Origin of the sequence: Synechococcus sp. CC9605 (assembly GCF_000012625.1) — a bacterium.
GTDB lineage: Bacteria > Cyanobacteriota > Cyanobacteriia > PCC-6307 > Cyanobiaceae > Parasynechococcus.
Genome location: NC_007516.1, coordinates 1966474 through 1982818 on the forward strand (window position 1 = coordinate 1966474; position 16345 = coordinate 1982818).

General features: G+C 59.8%; 20 protein-coding genes and 1 tRNA gene. 12 read left to right on the forward strand and 9 right to left on the reverse strand.

Annotated elements, in window-relative coordinates; genetic code table 11:
* Window positions 1-5 precede the first annotated feature (5 nt).
* The 4 genes from SYNCC9605_RS10715 to serA form a co-directional block, all read right to left on the reverse strand.
* Window positions 6-428, reverse strand: a complete 423-nt coding sequence (locus tag SYNCC9605_RS10715) for a hypothetical protein (RefSeq protein WP_049749532.1) — start codon at window positions 426-428, stop codon at window positions 6-8.
* A gap of 99 nt (window positions 429-527) precedes the next feature.
* Window positions 528-827: a ferredoxin gene (locus tag SYNCC9605_RS10720; protein ID WP_006043345.1), complete on the reverse strand. Its 300-nt coding sequence runs from the start codon at window positions 825-827 to the stop codon at window positions 528-530.
* Between the two features lie 155 nt (window positions 828-982).
* A complete protein-coding gene (gene prmA, locus SYNCC9605_RS10725) occupies window positions 983-1870 on the reverse strand; it encodes a 50S ribosomal protein L11 methyltransferase (protein WP_011365094.1) in 888 nt (295 codons plus the stop codon).
* Complete coding sequence (gene serA, locus SYNCC9605_RS10730) at window positions 1870-3456, reverse strand: phosphoglycerate dehydrogenase (protein ID WP_011365095.1); 1587 nt, start codon at window positions 3454-3456, stop codon at window positions 1870-1872. The genes prmA and serA overlap by 1 nt, the downstream gene beginning before the upstream one ends.
* A 107-nt stretch (window positions 3457-3563) precedes the next feature.
* On the opposite strand from serA, the gene SYNCC9605_RS10735 reads away from it, so the two are divergent.
* From SYNCC9605_RS10735 to SYNCC9605_RS10760, 6 genes are all read left to right on the forward strand, one after another.
* Window positions 3564-4064, forward strand: coding sequence for a hypothetical protein (locus SYNCC9605_RS10735; RefSeq protein ID WP_011365096.1), 501 nt, complete (start codon window positions 3564-3566; stop codon window positions 4062-4064).
* Window positions 4064-4840 (forward strand): photosystem II S4 domain protein, encoded by a 777-nt coding sequence (locus SYNCC9605_RS10740; protein ID WP_011365097.1) that lies wholly within the window; start codon window positions 4064-4066, stop codon window positions 4838-4840. The genes SYNCC9605_RS10735 and SYNCC9605_RS10740 overlap by 1 nt, the downstream gene beginning before the upstream one ends.
* A gap of 73 nt (window positions 4841-4913) precedes the next feature.
* Window positions 4914-4985 (forward strand) — tRNA-Val (locus SYNCC9605_RS10745).
* 42 nt (window positions 4986-5027) lie between these two features.
* A complete protein-coding gene (gene murD, locus SYNCC9605_RS10750; RefSeq protein WP_011365098.1) occupies window positions 5028-6413 on the forward strand; it encodes a UDP-N-acetylmuramoyl-L-alanine--D-glutamate ligase in 1386 nt (461 codons plus the stop codon).
* Window positions 6414-6498: 85 nt separating this feature from the next.
* Window positions 6499-6945 (forward strand): EVE domain-containing protein, encoded by a 447-nt coding sequence (locus tag SYNCC9605_RS10755; protein ID WP_011365099.1) that lies wholly within the window; start codon window positions 6499-6501, stop codon window positions 6943-6945.
* On the forward strand, window positions 6920-7657 hold the full coding sequence (locus tag SYNCC9605_RS10760) for a hypothetical protein (RefSeq protein WP_011365100.1): 738 nt from the start codon (window positions 6920-6922) through the stop codon (window positions 7655-7657). The genes SYNCC9605_RS10755 and SYNCC9605_RS10760 overlap by 26 nt, the downstream gene beginning before the upstream one ends.
* On the opposite strand, the gene SYNCC9605_RS10765 is transcribed toward SYNCC9605_RS10760, so the two are convergent.
* From SYNCC9605_RS10765 to SYNCC9605_RS10780, 4 genes are all read right to left on the reverse strand, one after another.
* Window positions 7609-7854, reverse strand: a complete 246-nt coding sequence (locus tag SYNCC9605_RS10765; protein WP_006851681.1) for a DUF2811 domain-containing protein — start codon at window positions 7852-7854, stop codon at window positions 7609-7611. The genes SYNCC9605_RS10760 and SYNCC9605_RS10765 overlap by 49 nt on opposite strands.
* 313 nt (window positions 7855-8167) lie before the next feature.
* Complete coding sequence (locus SYNCC9605_RS10770; protein WP_011365101.1) at window positions 8168-8539, reverse strand: DUF1818 family protein; 372 nt, start codon at window positions 8537-8539, stop codon at window positions 8168-8170.
* A 9-nt stretch (window positions 8540-8548) separates the two neighbouring features.
* Complete coding sequence (locus tag SYNCC9605_RS10775; RefSeq protein WP_011365102.1) at window positions 8549-8776, reverse strand: DNA-directed RNA polymerase subunit omega; 228 nt, start codon at window positions 8774-8776, stop codon at window positions 8549-8551.
* Window positions 8777-8818: 42 nt separating this feature from the next.
* Window positions 8819-9103, reverse strand: a complete 285-nt coding sequence (locus SYNCC9605_RS10780) for a hypothetical protein (protein WP_011365103.1) — start codon at window positions 9101-9103, stop codon at window positions 8819-8821.
* A 62-nt stretch (window positions 9104-9165) separates the two neighbouring features.
* Here SYNCC9605_RS10780 and SYNCC9605_RS10785 point away from each other — a divergent pair, with 62 nt between their 5' ends.
* From SYNCC9605_RS10785 to SYNCC9605_RS10795, 3 genes are all read left to right on the forward strand, one after another.
* Window positions 9166-10740 carry an Hsp70 family protein gene (locus tag SYNCC9605_RS10785; protein ID WP_011365104.1) on the forward strand — a complete coding sequence of 525 codons (1575 nt, stop codon included), beginning with the start codon at window positions 9166-9168 and terminating at the stop codon, window positions 10738-10740.
* Window positions 10741-10827: 87 nt separating this feature from the next.
* The gene (locus SYNCC9605_RS10790) at window positions 10828-11673 is read left to right on the forward strand and encodes a hypothetical protein (RefSeq protein WP_011365105.1); all 846 of its coding nucleotides are present in this window, start codon (window positions 10828-10830) and stop codon (window positions 11671-11673) included.
* Between the two features lie 30 nt (window positions 11674-11703).
* The gene (locus SYNCC9605_RS10795) at window positions 11704-11925 is read left to right on the forward strand and encodes a ferredoxin-thioredoxin reductase variable chain (protein ID WP_041435801.1); all 222 of its coding nucleotides are present in this window, start codon (window positions 11704-11706) and stop codon (window positions 11923-11925) included.
* Here the strand turns inward: SYNCC9605_RS10795 and pyrR are convergent.
* The gene (pyrR, locus tag SYNCC9605_RS10800) at window positions 11909-12460 is read right to left on the reverse strand and encodes a bifunctional pyr operon transcriptional regulator/uracil phosphoribosyltransferase PyrR (RefSeq protein WP_011365107.1); all 552 of its coding nucleotides are present in this window, start codon (window positions 12458-12460) and stop codon (window positions 11909-11911) included. The two genes, SYNCC9605_RS10795 and pyrR, sit on opposite strands and share 17 nt — an antisense overlap.
* A 108-nt stretch (window positions 12461-12568) precedes the next feature.
* Here pyrR and gpmI point away from each other — a divergent pair, with 108 nt between their 5' ends.
* The 3 genes from gpmI to SYNCC9605_RS10815 all read left to right on the forward strand — a co-directional run bounded on the left by gpmI (window position 12569) and on the right by SYNCC9605_RS10815 (window position 16343).
* On the forward strand, window positions 12569-14206 hold the full coding sequence (gpmI, locus tag SYNCC9605_RS10805; protein ID WP_011365108.1) for a 2,3-bisphosphoglycerate-independent phosphoglycerate mutase: 1638 nt from the start codon (window positions 12569-12571) through the stop codon (window positions 14204-14206).
* Window positions 14206-14436: a preprotein translocase subunit SecG gene (secG, locus tag SYNCC9605_RS10810; RefSeq protein WP_011365109.1), complete on the forward strand. Its 231-nt coding sequence runs from the start codon at window positions 14206-14208 to the stop codon at window positions 14434-14436. Before gpmI ends, secG begins: the two co-directional genes overlap by 1 nt.
* Window positions 14437-15173: 737 nt before the next feature.
* A complete protein-coding gene (locus SYNCC9605_RS10815) occupies window positions 15174-16343 on the forward strand; it encodes a hypothetical protein (RefSeq protein WP_011365110.1) in 1170 nt (389 codons plus the stop codon).
* Window positions 16344-16345 lie beyond the last annotated feature (2 nt).

Below are 16345 nucleotides of genomic sequence, written 5' to 3' on the forward strand. Positions count from 1 at the left end.
GCCGATCAACTCCGATCAGAATTGTCTGTCCCCGGCGGCCTCAGGTCGTCCGGGTCTTTTTTTTGGGGACTCACCTGCTCAGGGGCCATGGAGTTGGGATGGCGGCTGTACCACCACTCCTGCAGATCTCGGCTGAAACGAACGGAGAACAGGGTCAGCACGGTGGGTGTGGGCCGGCCCCCTGGCTGCAGCAGTTCCACGGCGTAGGAGGGGCAACGCCGCGCCGCCAGATCGGGAACAAACCGCCGTCCGATCCGTCGCCAGCTTGGCTCCTTGCTGCGCCAGGCCAGACGACAGCAGGGCCAGGGCAGTTCTTCACGATCAAACAATCGGCAACAGGGCCCGATGACGCGGAAGCTGTACTGCCCGCCGGGACTGGTGTGAACGCTGCCGGGCTCCAGAAGATCGTCGACTTCGGGGCGGCTCACGGCAGGAGAAGACAAGGGACACGCATGGAAGACGACCAGACCAAAAAAAACCACCCCCGAAGGGGTGGTTGAGGACACGTCCAGTTGTAGGAAAGAGGCTCAATAGAGCTCTTCTTCAGCGTGGGTTTTGATGGTGCAGTCGCTGGTGGGGTAGGCGACGCAGGTCAGCACGAAGCCGGCTTCGATCTGGTCGTCGTCCAGGAAGCTCTGGTCAGACTGATCGACGGTGCCAGCGGTGATCTTGCCGGCGCAGGTGGAGCAAGCTCCAGCGCGGCAGGAGTAGGGGAGGTCGATGCCCTGCTCTTCAGCAGCGTCGAGGATGTACTGGTCGTCAGGCACTTCGATGGTCTTGTTCAGACCTTCGCTCTCGGAGACCAGGGTGACCTTGTAGGAAGCCATGATTGATGAATGCGTACAGGGTTCCGGAAAACCCGGTCCTGCAGAACGTCATATTTTTACTTCAAATAGGTGCTCAACCTGACGATTCCGGGGCCACTGGGGAGGAGGACCAATCGGAGACCCCACTCTGATAAGCCTGGCTTATAGGGCCCGGCCTAGCGGCGGCGGATCTCCAACAGCCCCCAGCGGCCCTGCGCCGCCTCGGCGGTGACCAACCAGCCCAAGCCCCCGAGGACCTCCTTCAGGCGCGGCGCCTGATCCACTAAGAGCCCACTGAGCAGTGCGCATCCATCGGGCTGAAGCAGCCCCTCAAACCCCGGGGAGAGGGCTTCAATGACCGGAGCCAGGATGTTGCAGAGCAGCAGATCAGCGCGGCGGGGGGCGAGCAGCTCGTTCAGGGTCTCCACAGAACCAAGAGCCACCTGAAGCTCCGCCTCCGATCGGCCGTTGAGGCCGCGGTTGTCCGTTGTGGCACGAACCGCCAAAGAATCGGTGTCAGCGGCCACCACCGACTCCGCCCCCAGGCCCAGCGCAGCAAGGCCCAGCACCCCGCTGCCGCAGCCCAGATCGGCCACGAGCGACCCTACCGGAGGCGACTGCTCCAAAGCTTTCAGGCAGAGCCGGGTGGTGGGGTGGCTTCCGGTACCAAAGGCACTGCCGGGGTCCATCTTGATCACCAGCCGGTCGGCATGCTCCGGCGGAACCTCCAGCCAGGCCGGAAGGATCAACAGCCCCGTACCGACGGGATCGGCCTGCCAGTGCTGTTTCCAGCTGAGGCTCCAATCCTCGTCCGCCACATCGTCCCAGTGACCATCGGGCAGGCTGAGTCCAAAGGGCTCCGCCAGCGGCTGCAAGCTGGCGACCAGCTCCTGCCGCTGCGGCTCCGGCCACTCCGGCTTCGGGAGCCAGACCAACAGCGTCTTGCGATCAGGCGTTTCTGGCGCATGCTGCACCGCATGGCGATGCAGCCCAAGATCCATCAGTTTCCACACCAGCGATTCCTCCAGCTCCGGAGGACACGGGAGTGTGAGACGCCACCACATCAGAGCGTGACCGGATGCGCTTCCTGGATGCCATCGATGGCCGTGATCGTCTGCAGCAGATCTGCTGGGATCGGATCATCGATGCTGAGCACCATCACCGCATCGCCGCGCACGATTTTGCGGCCCACCTGCATGGAGGCGATGTTGACGTTGTGTTCGCCCAGCAGAGAGCCCAGGTGACCAATGATTCCGGGCATGTCCCGGTGTCGGGTGAACAGCATGTGGCTGCTGGGGGTCACATTCACCGGGAAGGCATCGATGCTGGTGATGCGCAGATCGCCATCGGCAAAGACGGCACCGGTGACACTGCGGCTGCCCTGGTCACCACGGGTAGTGATTTGCAGTGAACCACCGGCGAAGTCGCGGCTGCTCTCATCCTTCACCTCCAGCACCTGAATGCCGCGGGCCTTGGCCTCAAGCGAGGCATTCACGAAGTTGATGCTGTCGCCAAGGCCAGCACTGAGCAGACCCTTCAGAGCAGCAATCACCAGAGGCTGAGAGGGATGGCTGGCGAATTCACCCTGCAACCGCAGTTCCATCTCCTGCACATGACCACCAGCCAGCTGACTAACGAGCAGACCAACCGTCTCAGCGAGCTGGAGATGGGGCTTGAGCCGCTCCATGATCTCTGCGCTGAGGCCGGGAATGTTGACCGCACTACGGGCCGGCAGACCCAGCAGCACATCGCGGATCTGCTCTGCCACATCAATCGCCACATTCTCCTGGGCCTCTTCCGTCGACGCACCGAGGTGAGGCGTCAGCACCAGACCACGCTCCACCGCCCGCAGGGGGGAGTCTTCCGCCAGAGGCTCACTGGCGTACACATCAAGGCCAGCGCCGGCGATCACACCGTTGTTGATCGCTTCAGCGATCGCCGCCTCATCCACCACACCGCCACGGGCGCAGTTCACGATCCGCGCCGTGGGCTTCATCGTGCGCAGCAGTTCTGCATTCACCAGGTTCTCGGTGTCCTTGGTGCGCGGGATGTGCAGAGTGACGTAGTCGGCGGTGCGGAACAACTCATCCAGCTCCAGCAGCTTCACCTGCATCCGTTGAGCCCGGTCAGCGGCAATGAAGGGGTCGTAGGCGATCACCTCCATGCCCATGGCCTGGGCAACCCTGGCGACGTGGGATCCGATCTTGCCAAGACCGACCACCCCCAGGGTCTTTTTGTAGAGCTCGTTGCCGACGAATTTCTTGCGATCCCACTTGCCGGCCCGCATGCCGCCATGGGCCTGAGGAATGTGCCGCGAGAGGGTCAGCATCATCGCCAGAGCGTGCTCCGCTGCAGCGATGGTGTTGCCCTCCGGCGAGTTCACCACCAGCACACCCCGCTGGGTGGCCGCAGGCACATCAACGTTGTCGACGCCGACGCCGGCGCGGCCGATGATCTTGAGCCGGCTCGCCGCCGCGATCACCGCTGCGGTCACCTGGGTGCCGGATCGGATCATCAATCCGTCGTACTCACCGATGATCCCGATCAGCTCCTCCTCAGAGAGGCCGGTGCGCTGATCCACCTGCGCCACTTGGTCAAGGATGTCGACCCCGGCCTGGTCGATCGGATCGGAGACAAGAACTTTCGTCATCGAAAGGCGCAGAACTGCCGCGGTGAACTGTAGAGATCGACATCCACCAACCCCTCCAGTTCGAAGCACAGGGTTCAGAATTCAGCGCATTGGATCTGAATGCCCCCATGCCCGTCTGTGTGATGGTGATGGCCGATGCCCCCGCGGCGGAAGGCCTGACCCAGCGGCTCCGGGACACCGATCTGCCGCTGCTGAAGTGTCTGACGATCCCCCCAAATGGGGATGCCATCGACAAGGTTGCCCTGTTGAACCCCAACCTCACGCGCCAACAGCGGCAGCGCGGCATGGCCCGCTGGCTGATGCCCTTCGGTTTCATGGCAGGGGTCACCTTCACCAAGATCACCACCCTCACCACCTTCGCCAGCTTTGGCCCCTGGGGTGAAACCCTGATCGGCGGCCTGCTGGGCATGGGCTCCGGCCTGATGGGGAGCTACGCCGCAGCCGCCAGCGTGGATTCAGACAATGATGCAGGCGTGCGGATCCTGCGCAACCGCCGCGACGAAGGACGCTGGCTGGTGCTGCTGGAAACCCCCAATGGCATCGAGGCCCCCTGGCAGGTGATTCAAAAGTCGCTGCCGCAGCAGGTGGTTCGCCTGAACGACCTGTGATGCTGCCCCGAGAGGAGCTAAAGGCGGGGACCCAGAACCCGGAGGAATTGACGCTGCTGGTCGATCTCGCGGAGCAGGTGTTGCGCACCTGGCAACCGGCCTGGAGTCCCTTCCTCAGCGCACCGCTGCGGGAGGAAGCCATGGCTCGCCTGGGAAGCCTCAGTGAATTGACCTGGATGAGTGATGGCGGTTACCCAGGAGCCGAACGCCAACGGCTGCTCTGCCACCGTCGCGACGACAGCCCCGATGCAGAGCCCCCCATTCAAGGCCTGCTGATCGAAGGCAATTTCCTCTTCGACCCGCTTTCCCCCGAGGACCTGCGTGAAGCGTTGCAGACCATGGGCGTCGATGCAGACAACATCGGCGATCTCTGGGTACGGGGCGATCGCGGCGGGCAAGGGATTTGCACCCCCAGCGCAGCCAAAGCCCTGCATGGCCGCCTGGGTGCCGTGCGCGAGGTCGAGATTCGCTGCGAATCCCGCCCGTTGGAGCAGTTGCAACAGCCTGTGCAACGCAGCGTCCGCACCCTGCAAACGGTGGAGGCCTCCTGTCGTCTGGATGCGATTGCATCGGCAGGATTCGGGCTGTCCCGGGCCAAGATCGTGACCCACGTCAAAGCCGGGCGCCTACGGCTCAATTGGGGCAACGTGCGTCAAGCCAGCCGTGAACTGGTGGTGGGCGACCGGCTGCAGCTGCAGGATCGTGGCTCGGTGGAGGTGCTCTCACTCACCCGCACCAAACGGGAGCGCTGGCGCGTTGAACTGCGCCGCAATTGAGTTGAGCTGCCCACCAGCTGCTACTGTTCATCCTCGGTCGATGAAATCACAAGATTTCATATTGATCGATGTCGGGCGATTAGCTCAGGGGTAGAGCACTACATTGACATTGTAGGAGTCACTGGTTCAAATCCAGTATCGCCCACTTTCCCTGTAGGGACTGCGTTCCCGAACTTCAGACCTCGCGATGACACGCACGATTGTCGTTGGCTTGGGTCGTTCAGGTTTGGGTGCTGCGCGTCTGCTCAAGCAGCAGAATCACGACGTTGTTGTGTTCGAACGGGGCAATAACGAAGCCCTCCAACACACCTCGAAAACCCTCGCCGAAGAGGGCATTCAGGTTGTGCTAGGGCAGCCCCTGACCCTGCAGAGCTTTGACGCCTGGCGCGACAACCTGGACGCCGTGGTGATCGGCCCTGGCATTCCCTGGGATCACCCAACCCTGGTCCAGCTGCGATCCGAGGGCGTCCAGGTGCGCGGCGAGATGGATACGGCCTGGGATGCCCTTCAGCAGATCCCCTGGATCGGCATCACAGGAACCAACGGCAAAACCACGGTCACCCATCTGCTTAGCCACGTACTGGAGGCCGCAGGCCTCACGGCGCCGATGGGGGGAAACATAGGCCTCTCCGCGGCAGAGCTGGCCTGCCAGATCGGCTCAGGGGCCAAGCCGCGGCCGGATTGGCTCGTGATGGAACTAAGCAGCTACCAGATCGAGGCAGCACCCGCCGTAGCCCCCAAGATCGGCATCTGGACCACACTGACCCCAGACCATCTCGAGCGCCACGGCAGCCTGGAGGCCTACCGGGCCATCAAACGTGGGCTGCTCGAACGCTCGGAGTGCGCCCTCTTCAATGCCGATGATCCAGACCTGCGCCAGCAACGCAGCAGCTGGAACCGCGGCACCTGGGTCAGCAGTGAGGGCGCGCATCCGGACAACCAGCCCGCCGACCTCTGGATTGATGACGAGGGCATGGTGCGCAACAACACCACCCGATTGTTTGCGGCTGATGTCCTGGCGATGCCAGGCCGCCACAACCGCCAAAACCTGTTGCTGGTGACCGCTGCCGCCCTGGAGGCCGGCCTATCCCCGCAGCAGATCGCCGACGCCTTGCGCACGTTTCCGGGCGTACCGCACCGCCTTGAGCAGCTGGGCACATTGGCGGGAGCCAGCGTGTTCAACGACAGCAAAGCCACCAATTACGACGCAGCCGAGGTTGGCTTGCGAGCCGTGCAGGGCCCCGTCGTGGTGCTGGCCGGGGGGCAGACCAAACAGGGCGACGCCAGTGGCTGGCTGAAGCAGCTGCAAAGCAAGGCCTGCAGCCTGATCCTGTTCGGTGCGGGGGCCGATGAGCTAGCCAGCCTGGCCAAAGCGGCTGGATACCCCGGCGAACTGCTGCAATGCCCCGAGCTCGAAAGCGCTGTGAACCTGGCTGAAGGGGCCGTGCAGCGGCATCAGGCCTCATCGCTGCTGCTGTCACCGGCCTGCGCCAGCTTTGATCAATATCGGGATTTCGAGGCCAGAGGGGAACACTTCCGCACCCTGATCAACCCCCTGCTTGACGAAGCCTGAGACCAAACGAACGCAATGGGATGCATCTTGGCCTAACGGTCCGATGATGGTGTGAAACAAGCGTTGTGACGTGACCTTCTGGTTGATGAAAAGCGAACCCGACGCCTATGGGATCGATGATCTGCGTCACGAGGGCACCACACTGTGGGACGGCATCCGCAACTACCAGGCCCGCAATTTCATGCGCAGCATGGACGTGGGCGACCAGGCCTTCTTTTACCACTCGAATTGCAAACCACCCGGGATAATCGGGCTGATGGAGGTGATGGAGACCGGCCTGGTGGACCCCACTCAGTTTGATCCCTCGGCCAAGTATTACGACCCAAAGTCAAGCCCCGAGAAACCACGCTGGGACTGCGCACGCCTGCGATTCCTTGGCGAATTCGACGCCCTGCTCAGTCTCGACCAACTGAGGGAGCTCTACAGCGAAGAGCAGCTGCCCGTAATCAAACGCGGCAACAGGCTCTCGATCCTTCCGGTGCCAACCAACACCGCCAACGACCTCCTTGCACGGCTTGGCCATCTCCACTGAGATCCCACTGGTCACCCTGTTGCCGAGGGCCTGGATCGGCTTCAGCCGGGGGCCCTGGCGCTGTGTTGGCTTGGCGGCACTGGTGTTGATCAGTGCCAGTGGCCCTGCGGTGATCGGCCACGACCTGCGCCTGGCGGGATCCCCATGGCTGAATCGACTGGGGGACATGTCGGTGTTGATCAGCCTGGTGCTTCCACTGCTGCCTCTCCTGGCCCTACTGCAGCTGACGGATGGCCTGCTCCCCGATAGACGCGACGACCGACCCCAGCAGAGCTGGAGACAGCTGCTGCGCCAGGCCTTCACCCTGGTGCTGCTTGAGCTGGTGCTCGTGCTGGGTGGCGTCGGATTGATTCAGTCGTTGAGCTGGGCGCTCGGACGCTGGAGCACGGCCTTGGCAGGCCTCAGCGTGCTGCTGGGGGGAGTGGTGCTGCTGAGCTGGCTGTTCAGCCAAACCCTGGCCCTGCCGCTGCTCGTGCACGAGCGCTGCCGCGCCCTCCAGGCGATGGATCACAGCCGCCAACTGGTGCACCGCAATGGGCTCAAGGTGCTGGCTTTGCTGGGAATGCTGCTTGGCCTCAATCTTCTGGGGCTGATCGGAGCCACCCTGGGACTGCTGCTCAGCCTCCCTTTCAGCGCCCTGGTGCTGATGGCCTGCTGCCGGCCTCAGACCCCATTGATCAGCGATTCCCGGCGGAACATGTTTCCGACGTAAACCCGGGTGATCTCCCGCGATGCCTGGCCGTTCTGCACCAGAAAACCGGCAAGCGCCGCCTGAACCAAACGGTATTGATCCCAGTTCGGATGCCCCTCAATGAACTGGGTCATGGCTTGCTGAAGGGGCTGCGGCACTTCCGATTGGAAACTCACAACACTGGTTTCAGCCGCGGCTTGCTCAAGGCCTTCCGGCATCTTTTCACTTCGAAACGAACACTAGTTCTCCACACCACGGCGCCACCGTCAAGGGCCACCAACACGGGGCCATTCTCATGAATCTCCAGGCGAGATCCCTGCCAGAAAGCCACTCCTGCACTGGTCGAAGCGCCGGCCTAGGCGGAACTGCGCAGCCCGCCGCCATCGTCAAGCAAAAACAACAAAAAACGGGGGATTTCCACAGAAACCCACCAGAACGACATTTACGGCCCATGACCTGTGGAAAAGCTGTGCAGAGCAGCAGGGAAAGGGCGGGAGAAATCAATGACTCAAAAACGATTAGCTGGATTAATCAATGCTGCGAGTCCCACAACGTTCTCAAGGCAGCAACGGCCGCCGCCGCCGCCGGGGCCGGCCACTCCCCCTCGGCCGCACGTCCTTGCAGCGGGGTAAGCAGGATGCGCAACTCCCATTGGTTGCGATCACCGCTCAAGCATCCCCACCACACGCCTCGATCCAGCTCCAGCTCAATCGACTCCTCGGGAATCAATTGATCAACCAGACCCCTGTGCTGCTGCTCCAGGGTTGCCACGAGATCCACCAGATCCCGCCACTCCGGCTCGGTCAACTCAAATGCCCAGCGTTCTCCTCCGATAAGAACGCAATATTCGCCGCGGGAGGGGTCGTGCGATACCCGCCAACCGTCCCCCTCCTGCTGGATCACACCGATGGATCAACCAGGCAGCAGATCGGGCTGGTCTTGCTCGTCGCTCAATTCGACGATGGCCCGCTGAACCGGCTTAACGCTGGACTCCTCCAGAAGACCGTCAAAGTCGTCGAAGCGGCGCTGCTTGGCCCGGAAGGCGATCCGCACCGTTGTCAGATAACGGTTGCTTGATTGGCGAATCAAGCTTTCGCCACGCTTGGAAAGATCCTTGGAATCGACTCCGGCCGAAAGCACAGACTTCTAGGTCAAACTTCTTGATACTAAGTGGTGGCCGTCTCAGGCCAGCTGGTCGGTGTGAAAAGGCACGTGCATGGGGTATGCCCGTTGACGGGAGCCAGGAACCCGCAACACGATTTGGCGCCCCATCCCCAAGGCCGCCAGGGGCAAGCGCAGATCAGCGACCAAACCACTCAATTCCTCGAGATGCGCATCGTCGATGCACTCGATGCGGATGCTGCCCCAGCTGCGACGCATGCGACAGCTCCGCAGCGGCTCCAGCCTGTCCTGCAGGTCAGGCTCTTCCCGGTAGAAGGAGAAGATCAGCTGTTGCAATCGATCCATCGCCGCCAGTCCCCCTAGTCTCATCCTGACTTCACCGTGCCCTGAGCACGGTCAGAGATCGCGTGGGCGAAGAAAAGCTTCAGCATTCAGACCAACGGGGCGTAACCCTCGCCATCGATTTGGGCAGCACCACCACGGTGGTGGCTTATCAGGGAGCGACATCCACAACTGCCGATCTGCTGAACCTGCCCGCCATCTGCAGCCGGGCCGGTGAAATTCCCAGCCTGGTGTGGGAGGCATCGCAACGGCCCCTGATTGGCCGGCAGGTGCTCGAGTCAGGCCTCAATGACTCCGTGGACAGCCGTCTGCATCGCGACTTCAAAGGCCGCATCGGTCAAGCGGATGCCCCAGAACAGGAAGCAGCCCGCTGGGCTGGAGAACAGTTGCTTCGACAGATCTGGAGCCGGCTCCCCAGCGATCTCCCGGTCGAGCGGCTGGTGCTGACCGCCCCGGTGGAGTGTTACCGGGCCTATCGCAGCTGGTTGCTGGAGGCCTGCACCACGCTGCCGGTGGCCGAGATCGCCCTGGTGGATGAACCCACAGCAGCCGCCATGGGTGCAGGGCTTCCGGCTGGTTCCACTCTGCTGGTGGTGGACCTGGGCGGAAGCACCCTGGATCTGGCCCTGGTGGCTCTGGAGGGAGGAGAAGGTCGTGCCGCACCGATCGCCCAACTGCTGCGGCTGGGGGGGCGCAACCTGGGGGACAACAGCCGGCAGATGCTGCGCACAGCGAAGGTTCTGGGCAAGGCAGGGCTGCGCCTCGGCGGCCGTGACATCGATCGCTGGATTGTGGACCGCTGTTGCCCGGGTCAAGCCGCCAGCGCCCCCCTGCTCAATGCCGCCGAAAGGCTTAAATGCCGGCTGAGCGACACCGCGTTGGCCGAACGCGAGCCCCTGATGGAATTGGCGGTGGATGAGCAGGAGCATGTGCTCCGCCTGTCGCGCAGCGAACTCAACGCGCTTCTGCTGGAGCGCGGCTTCGGAGACGCACTCGAACAATTGCTGGAGACCTGTCTCGCCGGCGGTCGCCGCAACAACTGCAGCCTTGAAGATCTCGAGGGCGTGGTGGCCGTCGGAGGCGGTGCCCAGCTGCCCCTCTTGCGCCAGTGGCTCAGCGAGCACACAGCACCAGCACCCTTGCTCACCCCGCCACCGGTGGAAGCCGTCGCCCTGGGCGCGCTTCAACTCACGCCAGGGGTCGCCATCCGGGATGTGCTGCAACACGGCGTTTCCCTCCGCTTCTGGGATCAGCGCAGCAACAGCCACCGCTGGCATCCCCTCTTCGTGACCGGTCAACCCTGGCCGAGCCAAGCCCCCCTGGAGCTTGTGCTGGCCGCCAGCCGGACCGGCCAACGCAGCTTGGAGCTGGTGTTGGGGGAGCCCATCCCCCAAGGGAGCCACAGCGTGGTCTTTGTCGATGGTTTGCCAACGCTCCAGGAGCAGACCGCCGGGGAGGTCTCCCACCAGCCCTGGCCGGGCACCGAGCTGGTGCTGCCCCTGGAGCCCGCCGGAGAACAGGGCGAAGACTGCCTGCGGCTGTGCTGGAGCATTGATCAAGATGCGCAGCTTCAGCTGGAGATCAACGATCTGCGCTCCGGGGCGTCGTGGTCCCATCCAACGCTGGGGGCTGTTCGATAAGACCGTCCGATAAGACGTCCGTCCACAGGCCCCTGGAACGGGAGCTGTCACTCCATAAAACAGAACCAATGTTCAGTTCCACCCTTCGTGGCGGCACCGCACCAACTGCTGCTACGGCTTTGGGGTGTTGGAACCCTGGGACTGGTGCTGGCGATTGCGACAGGTGCTTACTGGTGGGAACGACAACTGCCGGAGCGGCTCCAGAGCGCCCTCGACGCCAACGACTACGAGGCCTGCATCCGCACGAGTGAGCAACTCTCATCCCTGCGATGGTTAGGCGAAGGAGCACCGGAAGAACAGGCCTTCTGCCGCCAGAAGCACGCCGAATCTCTCTGGGACCAAGGCGATCAGATCGCTGCCCTCACGCTGCAGCAGCAACTGGTCGCCTCGGGCTATGGCGATCTCGCCCTCCATCGCAAGACCCTTGAACGCTGGCACCAGGCCCTGATGGATCAGGCGATTGCTCTGTTTCGCGAGGGAGACCTGCAGCAGGCACTCGAGTTGCTGGATCCCCTCAAAGGCCCCACGCGCAGTTCGATCAGCCAACTCAGTGCAACGCTGAGGGAGATCTGGAACCGCAATCGGTTGGAACAGGGTCGGCTGGTCCAGCTGGTGGAGCAAGAACGTTGGTGGGAGGCCTTGGACAGCCTCAACAAACTCGACCATCCCTGGTGGCAAAAGCAGGCAAGCATCACCCGTCAACAGGTGGAGAACGCCATTCAGGCCCTCGATGAAGCCCGGCAACACCAGCAACATCCCGCGGTGCATGCCGACGTGATCAGCGGTGACAGGCTGGATGCCGCCGTCAAGGACCAGTTGCTCCGAGGCCTGGACCCCTGGACGGCCTTTTCCGTGGGCTGCAGTCACCTGGGCGGTCGCGTCGAAGAGGACGGCCCTGAAAGTTTCTGTCGACGCTCGTCCCCAAGCCCGTGACAAAATGAACCTGTGGATGATTCAGGTGCGATGCAGGCGGGCGACAGGGTGACGGTGGAGGCATCCGTCGTTGTGTTCAACCATCCCGAACACCGGGGCAAAGCCTTTGATATGAAAGGCCAGACCGGTGAGGTGGCGAACGTTCTCAATGATTGGAAGGGTCGGGTAATCAGCCCAACGCTGCCCGTAATCGTTGCCTTCGGCCGTTACAAGGCCCATTTCCGCGCCGACGAACTCAAGGCTGCCGACTGATTCGGCTAAGGAAAACCCCCTCCTCACCATCAACATCCCTCAGGCGCAGCTCGATAGTCTCGCTGCGCCGGGTGGGAACAACACGGCCACAGAAATCAGGCTGAATCGGAAGCTCCCGATGGCCTCGATCCATCATTGCCAACAGCATCACCCGTTGCGGCCGCCCCCAGCTCTGCATCGCTTCCAACGCGGCACGCACCGTACGCCCCGTGAAGATCACATCGTCAACCAAGATCACCTGACGATCTTCAATGCTGGTGGGCAGAGTCGTGAGCTGGGGCAGACGGGTGCCGATGCGCTCCAGATCATCGCGATGGAACGTGGGATCAATGGACCCCTGGGAGATGGCATGGCCTGTCAACCGCTCCAATTCACGTGCCAACACCCTGGACAGCTGAACACCACGGGTGGGGATCCCCAACAGCATCAATCGACGGCTGTCTTCGGCACTTTCAAGCACCTGAGACGCCAACCGCGCCAGGGTCAAACCAAGCTCACGCTCCGAAAGAATTTCGATCCGGTCAGGGTCGGCCATGGAGGGTTGAGCAGTGCAAGGGTGTGGGGATTGGGTGAAATTGCAGCTTGAGGGCTGGCGTGGCGTTAGGTTGATTCTGCAAGAGTCCTTAAGAACCGTCGGTCGCGGGTGAACGTGGGGAAAAGCATTACCAACGTTTCAGGACGCACCGGGACAGTCGCACCGGTCGTTCTCGCCATTCTTGATGGCTGGGGTTATAGGAACGCAAGCGAGCACAACGCAATCCAGCAAGGCGGCACTCCGGTAATGGATGCCCTTTGGCATACCTATCCACACACCTTGATTGAGGCCAGTGGCTCCCATGTGGGTCTGCCCGATCAACAGATGGGCAACTCTGAAGTGGGCCACCTGACCATCGGTGCAGGCCGCATCATTCGTCAGGAGTTGGTGCGGATCAGCGACACGGTGCGCAGCAATCAACTGGGCGAAACCCAAGCACTCAAGGAACTGGTGGAACGCACCCAGAAGCGGGGCGGGACCTTGCACCTGCTTGGCCTCTGCTCCGATGGGGGCGTTCATAGCCATATAAATCATATCTGTGGGCTGATCCAGTGGGCTGCCGACAGCGGCATCACCGATCTCGCCGTGCATGCCATCACCGATGGTCGCGACACACCCACCCAGAGCGCACCCGGATACATCAGCCAGGTGGAAGCAGCCCTGAGCCGAAGCGGCGTGGGCCAGCTCGCCAGCCTGTGTGGCCGGTACTGGGCCATGGACCGGGACCAGCGCTGGGAGCGAATCGAAAAGGCTTACAACCTCTACACCGATCCGAACTTCTCCGTCGACAACCGGACGGCAGGCCAGGTGCTGACGGACAGCTATGCCGAAGAGATCACCGATGAATTCCTCGAACCGGTGCGACTGCAGAACAGCGTCATGAAGGATGGCGACAGCGTTCTGGTGTTCAACTTCCGGCCCGATCGCGCCCGCCAGATTGTGCAGGCGCTCTGCCTTCCCGATTTCGATGGCTTCGAACGCAGCCACACGCTTGAGTTGGATGTGGTCACCTTCACGCAGGTGGAACAGGACCTCCCCGTTCAAGTTGCCTTCCCTCCAGAACCACTCGACCAACTATTGGGGCAGGTGGTTGCAGACGCTGGTCTGAAGCAGTACCGCACCGCCGAAACGGAGAAGTATCCCCACGTCACGTACTTCATGAACGGTGGGATTGAACAGCCACTTTCGGGAGAAGACCGCCACTTGGTGCCCTCGCCGAGGGTCGCCACCTATGACCTTTCACCAGCGATGTCGGCTGAGCAACTCACAGACAGCTGTATTTCAGCCATTGAAAGGGCGGAGTATTCGCTGATCGTGATCAATTACGCCAACCCCGACATGGTGGGCCACACCGGCGTAATGGATGCCGCCAAGGAGGCGATCCAAACCGTGGATTGCTGCATTGGGCGGTTGTTGGATGCGGTAGGTCGTCAGGGCGGAACCATGCTGATCACAGCTGATCACGGCAATGCCGAGTTGATGCAGGGTGCAGACGGGCAAGCCTGGACAGCCCACACCACGAATCCTGTGCCTGCGATCCTGATTGAAGGAGAACGGCGCAAGCTGCCTGGCCATGGCAACTCGATCACTCTCCGCGATAACGGGGGGCTGGCCGATATCGCTCCAACCTTGCTGCAGATTCTCGACCTACCACAACCGACGGCCATGACCGGCGAAAGTCTGATTGCACCGATGTCCAACATGGACCCCACCCCCAAAACCGCTCGCCTGCCTCTTTCCGTCTGATGCTGACCTCAATTTTGTCCTGGAGCTGGATCGGTACCGGCCTTTTGTTAATCGTCTTGGTGCTCCTGCACAGCCCCAAGGGTGATGGCATGGGTGGCTTGGCCGCCAGCGGCAGCTCCATGTTCAGTAGCGCCAGCAGCGCCGAAGCAACGTTGAACCGGCTGACTTGGACCTGCCTTGCATTGTTTTTGACTTTGGCCGTGATCTTGAGTGCTGGTTGGTTGAGCTGAGTAATTCAGATCAAGCAGCAACGACTTCAGAGCGGATTATTTCATCCGTTTATTTTTTGGATCAGATTATTAAAACGGTGTGATCGAACTGGCATAAGGCATCTCTCACAACACAGACAGATCCACCAAAACCCTCAAGACCCTACAAATAACCTGGCAACCTGCAAACCAGTCACGGTACCCCTGCCGGAAAGAAGGCAAAGCACATTCCAGCGCTGTCAATTTTTATTAATTCAAATAATAAATCGAGAAGTCATCCTGGCCAATAATAATCTCACCCCTCCTCCGAAACACCATTAACAGCACACAAACTCTGAAGCCTCAGCAGCAATTTTTAACCACGCAATAATAAAACACTATAAAAAAGATTCTTGCTCAAAGTGCGGCCTGAAATCCCATGAACTGATCTTACCAATAACCCGGCCATCGGCGAACAATAACACACCAACAAGAATATAGAAAAGCACTATAAACTTACTCCAGATCAGCCACCAAATCGAACACTAGGCCCCAGCTTTCTCACAAAATGCTTATCAAAAGCAGTAAATCAAAGCCAACGCACAATCACAACCTCCACACGACCAATCAACCAGGACACGGTTTAAAATATGAATTCCATATTCACATTAAAGGCTAAAAACAAGTCGCAGGAACAGACGGTGATCTGACACTCACACAAATAGGAGAACGACAAAGACGGAGCCAATGCTAAAGTCACCTAGAATTGATGGAGTGCAGTGAAAAAAACCAAACTTTTCCTGCACATTGGCCACGGAAAAACAGGAACTTCTGCGATTCAGTCAGCACTGGCAATTGCCTCAGAGGAGCTAGCCAAACGAGGCATCAGTTATCCCATCCAGCCATCTCTGCGAGATCGAGCTTCTCGGCTTGAAATCACATCTGGCAATTGGCAGCCGAACCCCGAGATAAGCTTGAGCGATCAATTGCTAGAGATCGCAAAAAAGAATCAAAACAACTCAAAAATAATTTTAAGCTCGGAATCACTTTTTTGGCTCATTCCAGATTTAATTCAAAGAAAAAGTAGCTGGGAAAATTTCATTGATTTGCACATCATCCTTGCAGTAAGAGATGTCGACGAGATGCTTTCCTCTGAGTACCAACAACGCGTAAAACGACATGGAGATTCTATGCCGCTAGAGCAATTCATAAGAGCAAGGTTTTTCATCTCGTCACATCACGCCAAGGCGGCCGAAATTATCGACCTGATGTCTCAATCGAGCATCGAAAATACGATCATCAATTACTCAGCTCACAAACATGATATTACGCAGCAGGTCTTTAAATCAATAGGAGCAGAAGAGCTCTATCCTGCAGACAATATAAACGGAGCGATTATTAATAGAAGCCTCAGCAAGAAAGAACTTGAGACTTTAATCACCATCAATGCGCTTTTTTACGGGAAATTCCCATTGATTAGCACAAGAATTTCAGATGCATTGATTAAAAATCAACCCAAGCTTAAAGCCCAGAAATGTAAAATCACTCAGCAACAGCTCAAGAAAGTCTACGACAAAAATAATATATACCTTCAAACCATTAATTCACGCCTCGAACCAAACGAAAAGTTGACCCTGCCCTCAAGTTTCTGCCATGAAAGTGCAGATCCACTGGCACCAGAAGAAGCCGAGAAAATCCGCATCGAAGAATCCATATCTATGGATCTTATTGGAGACACACTCCAACAATTTTTTGCCGAAAAGTCTCAAAAAAAACTCTCCAATGACACTGTAGATGCGATTATTAAATTAAGCCAATCCGGGAAAGTCTCTAAAACGACAGAGGTTGAGTTGCTAGAGGTCGCCAAAGAAAACCGGCCGCAAGGACAGAAACTGACCAAACTCCTAGAACGCGCAAGGAAACAACTTTCAAACAATCAGAAGAATTAAAA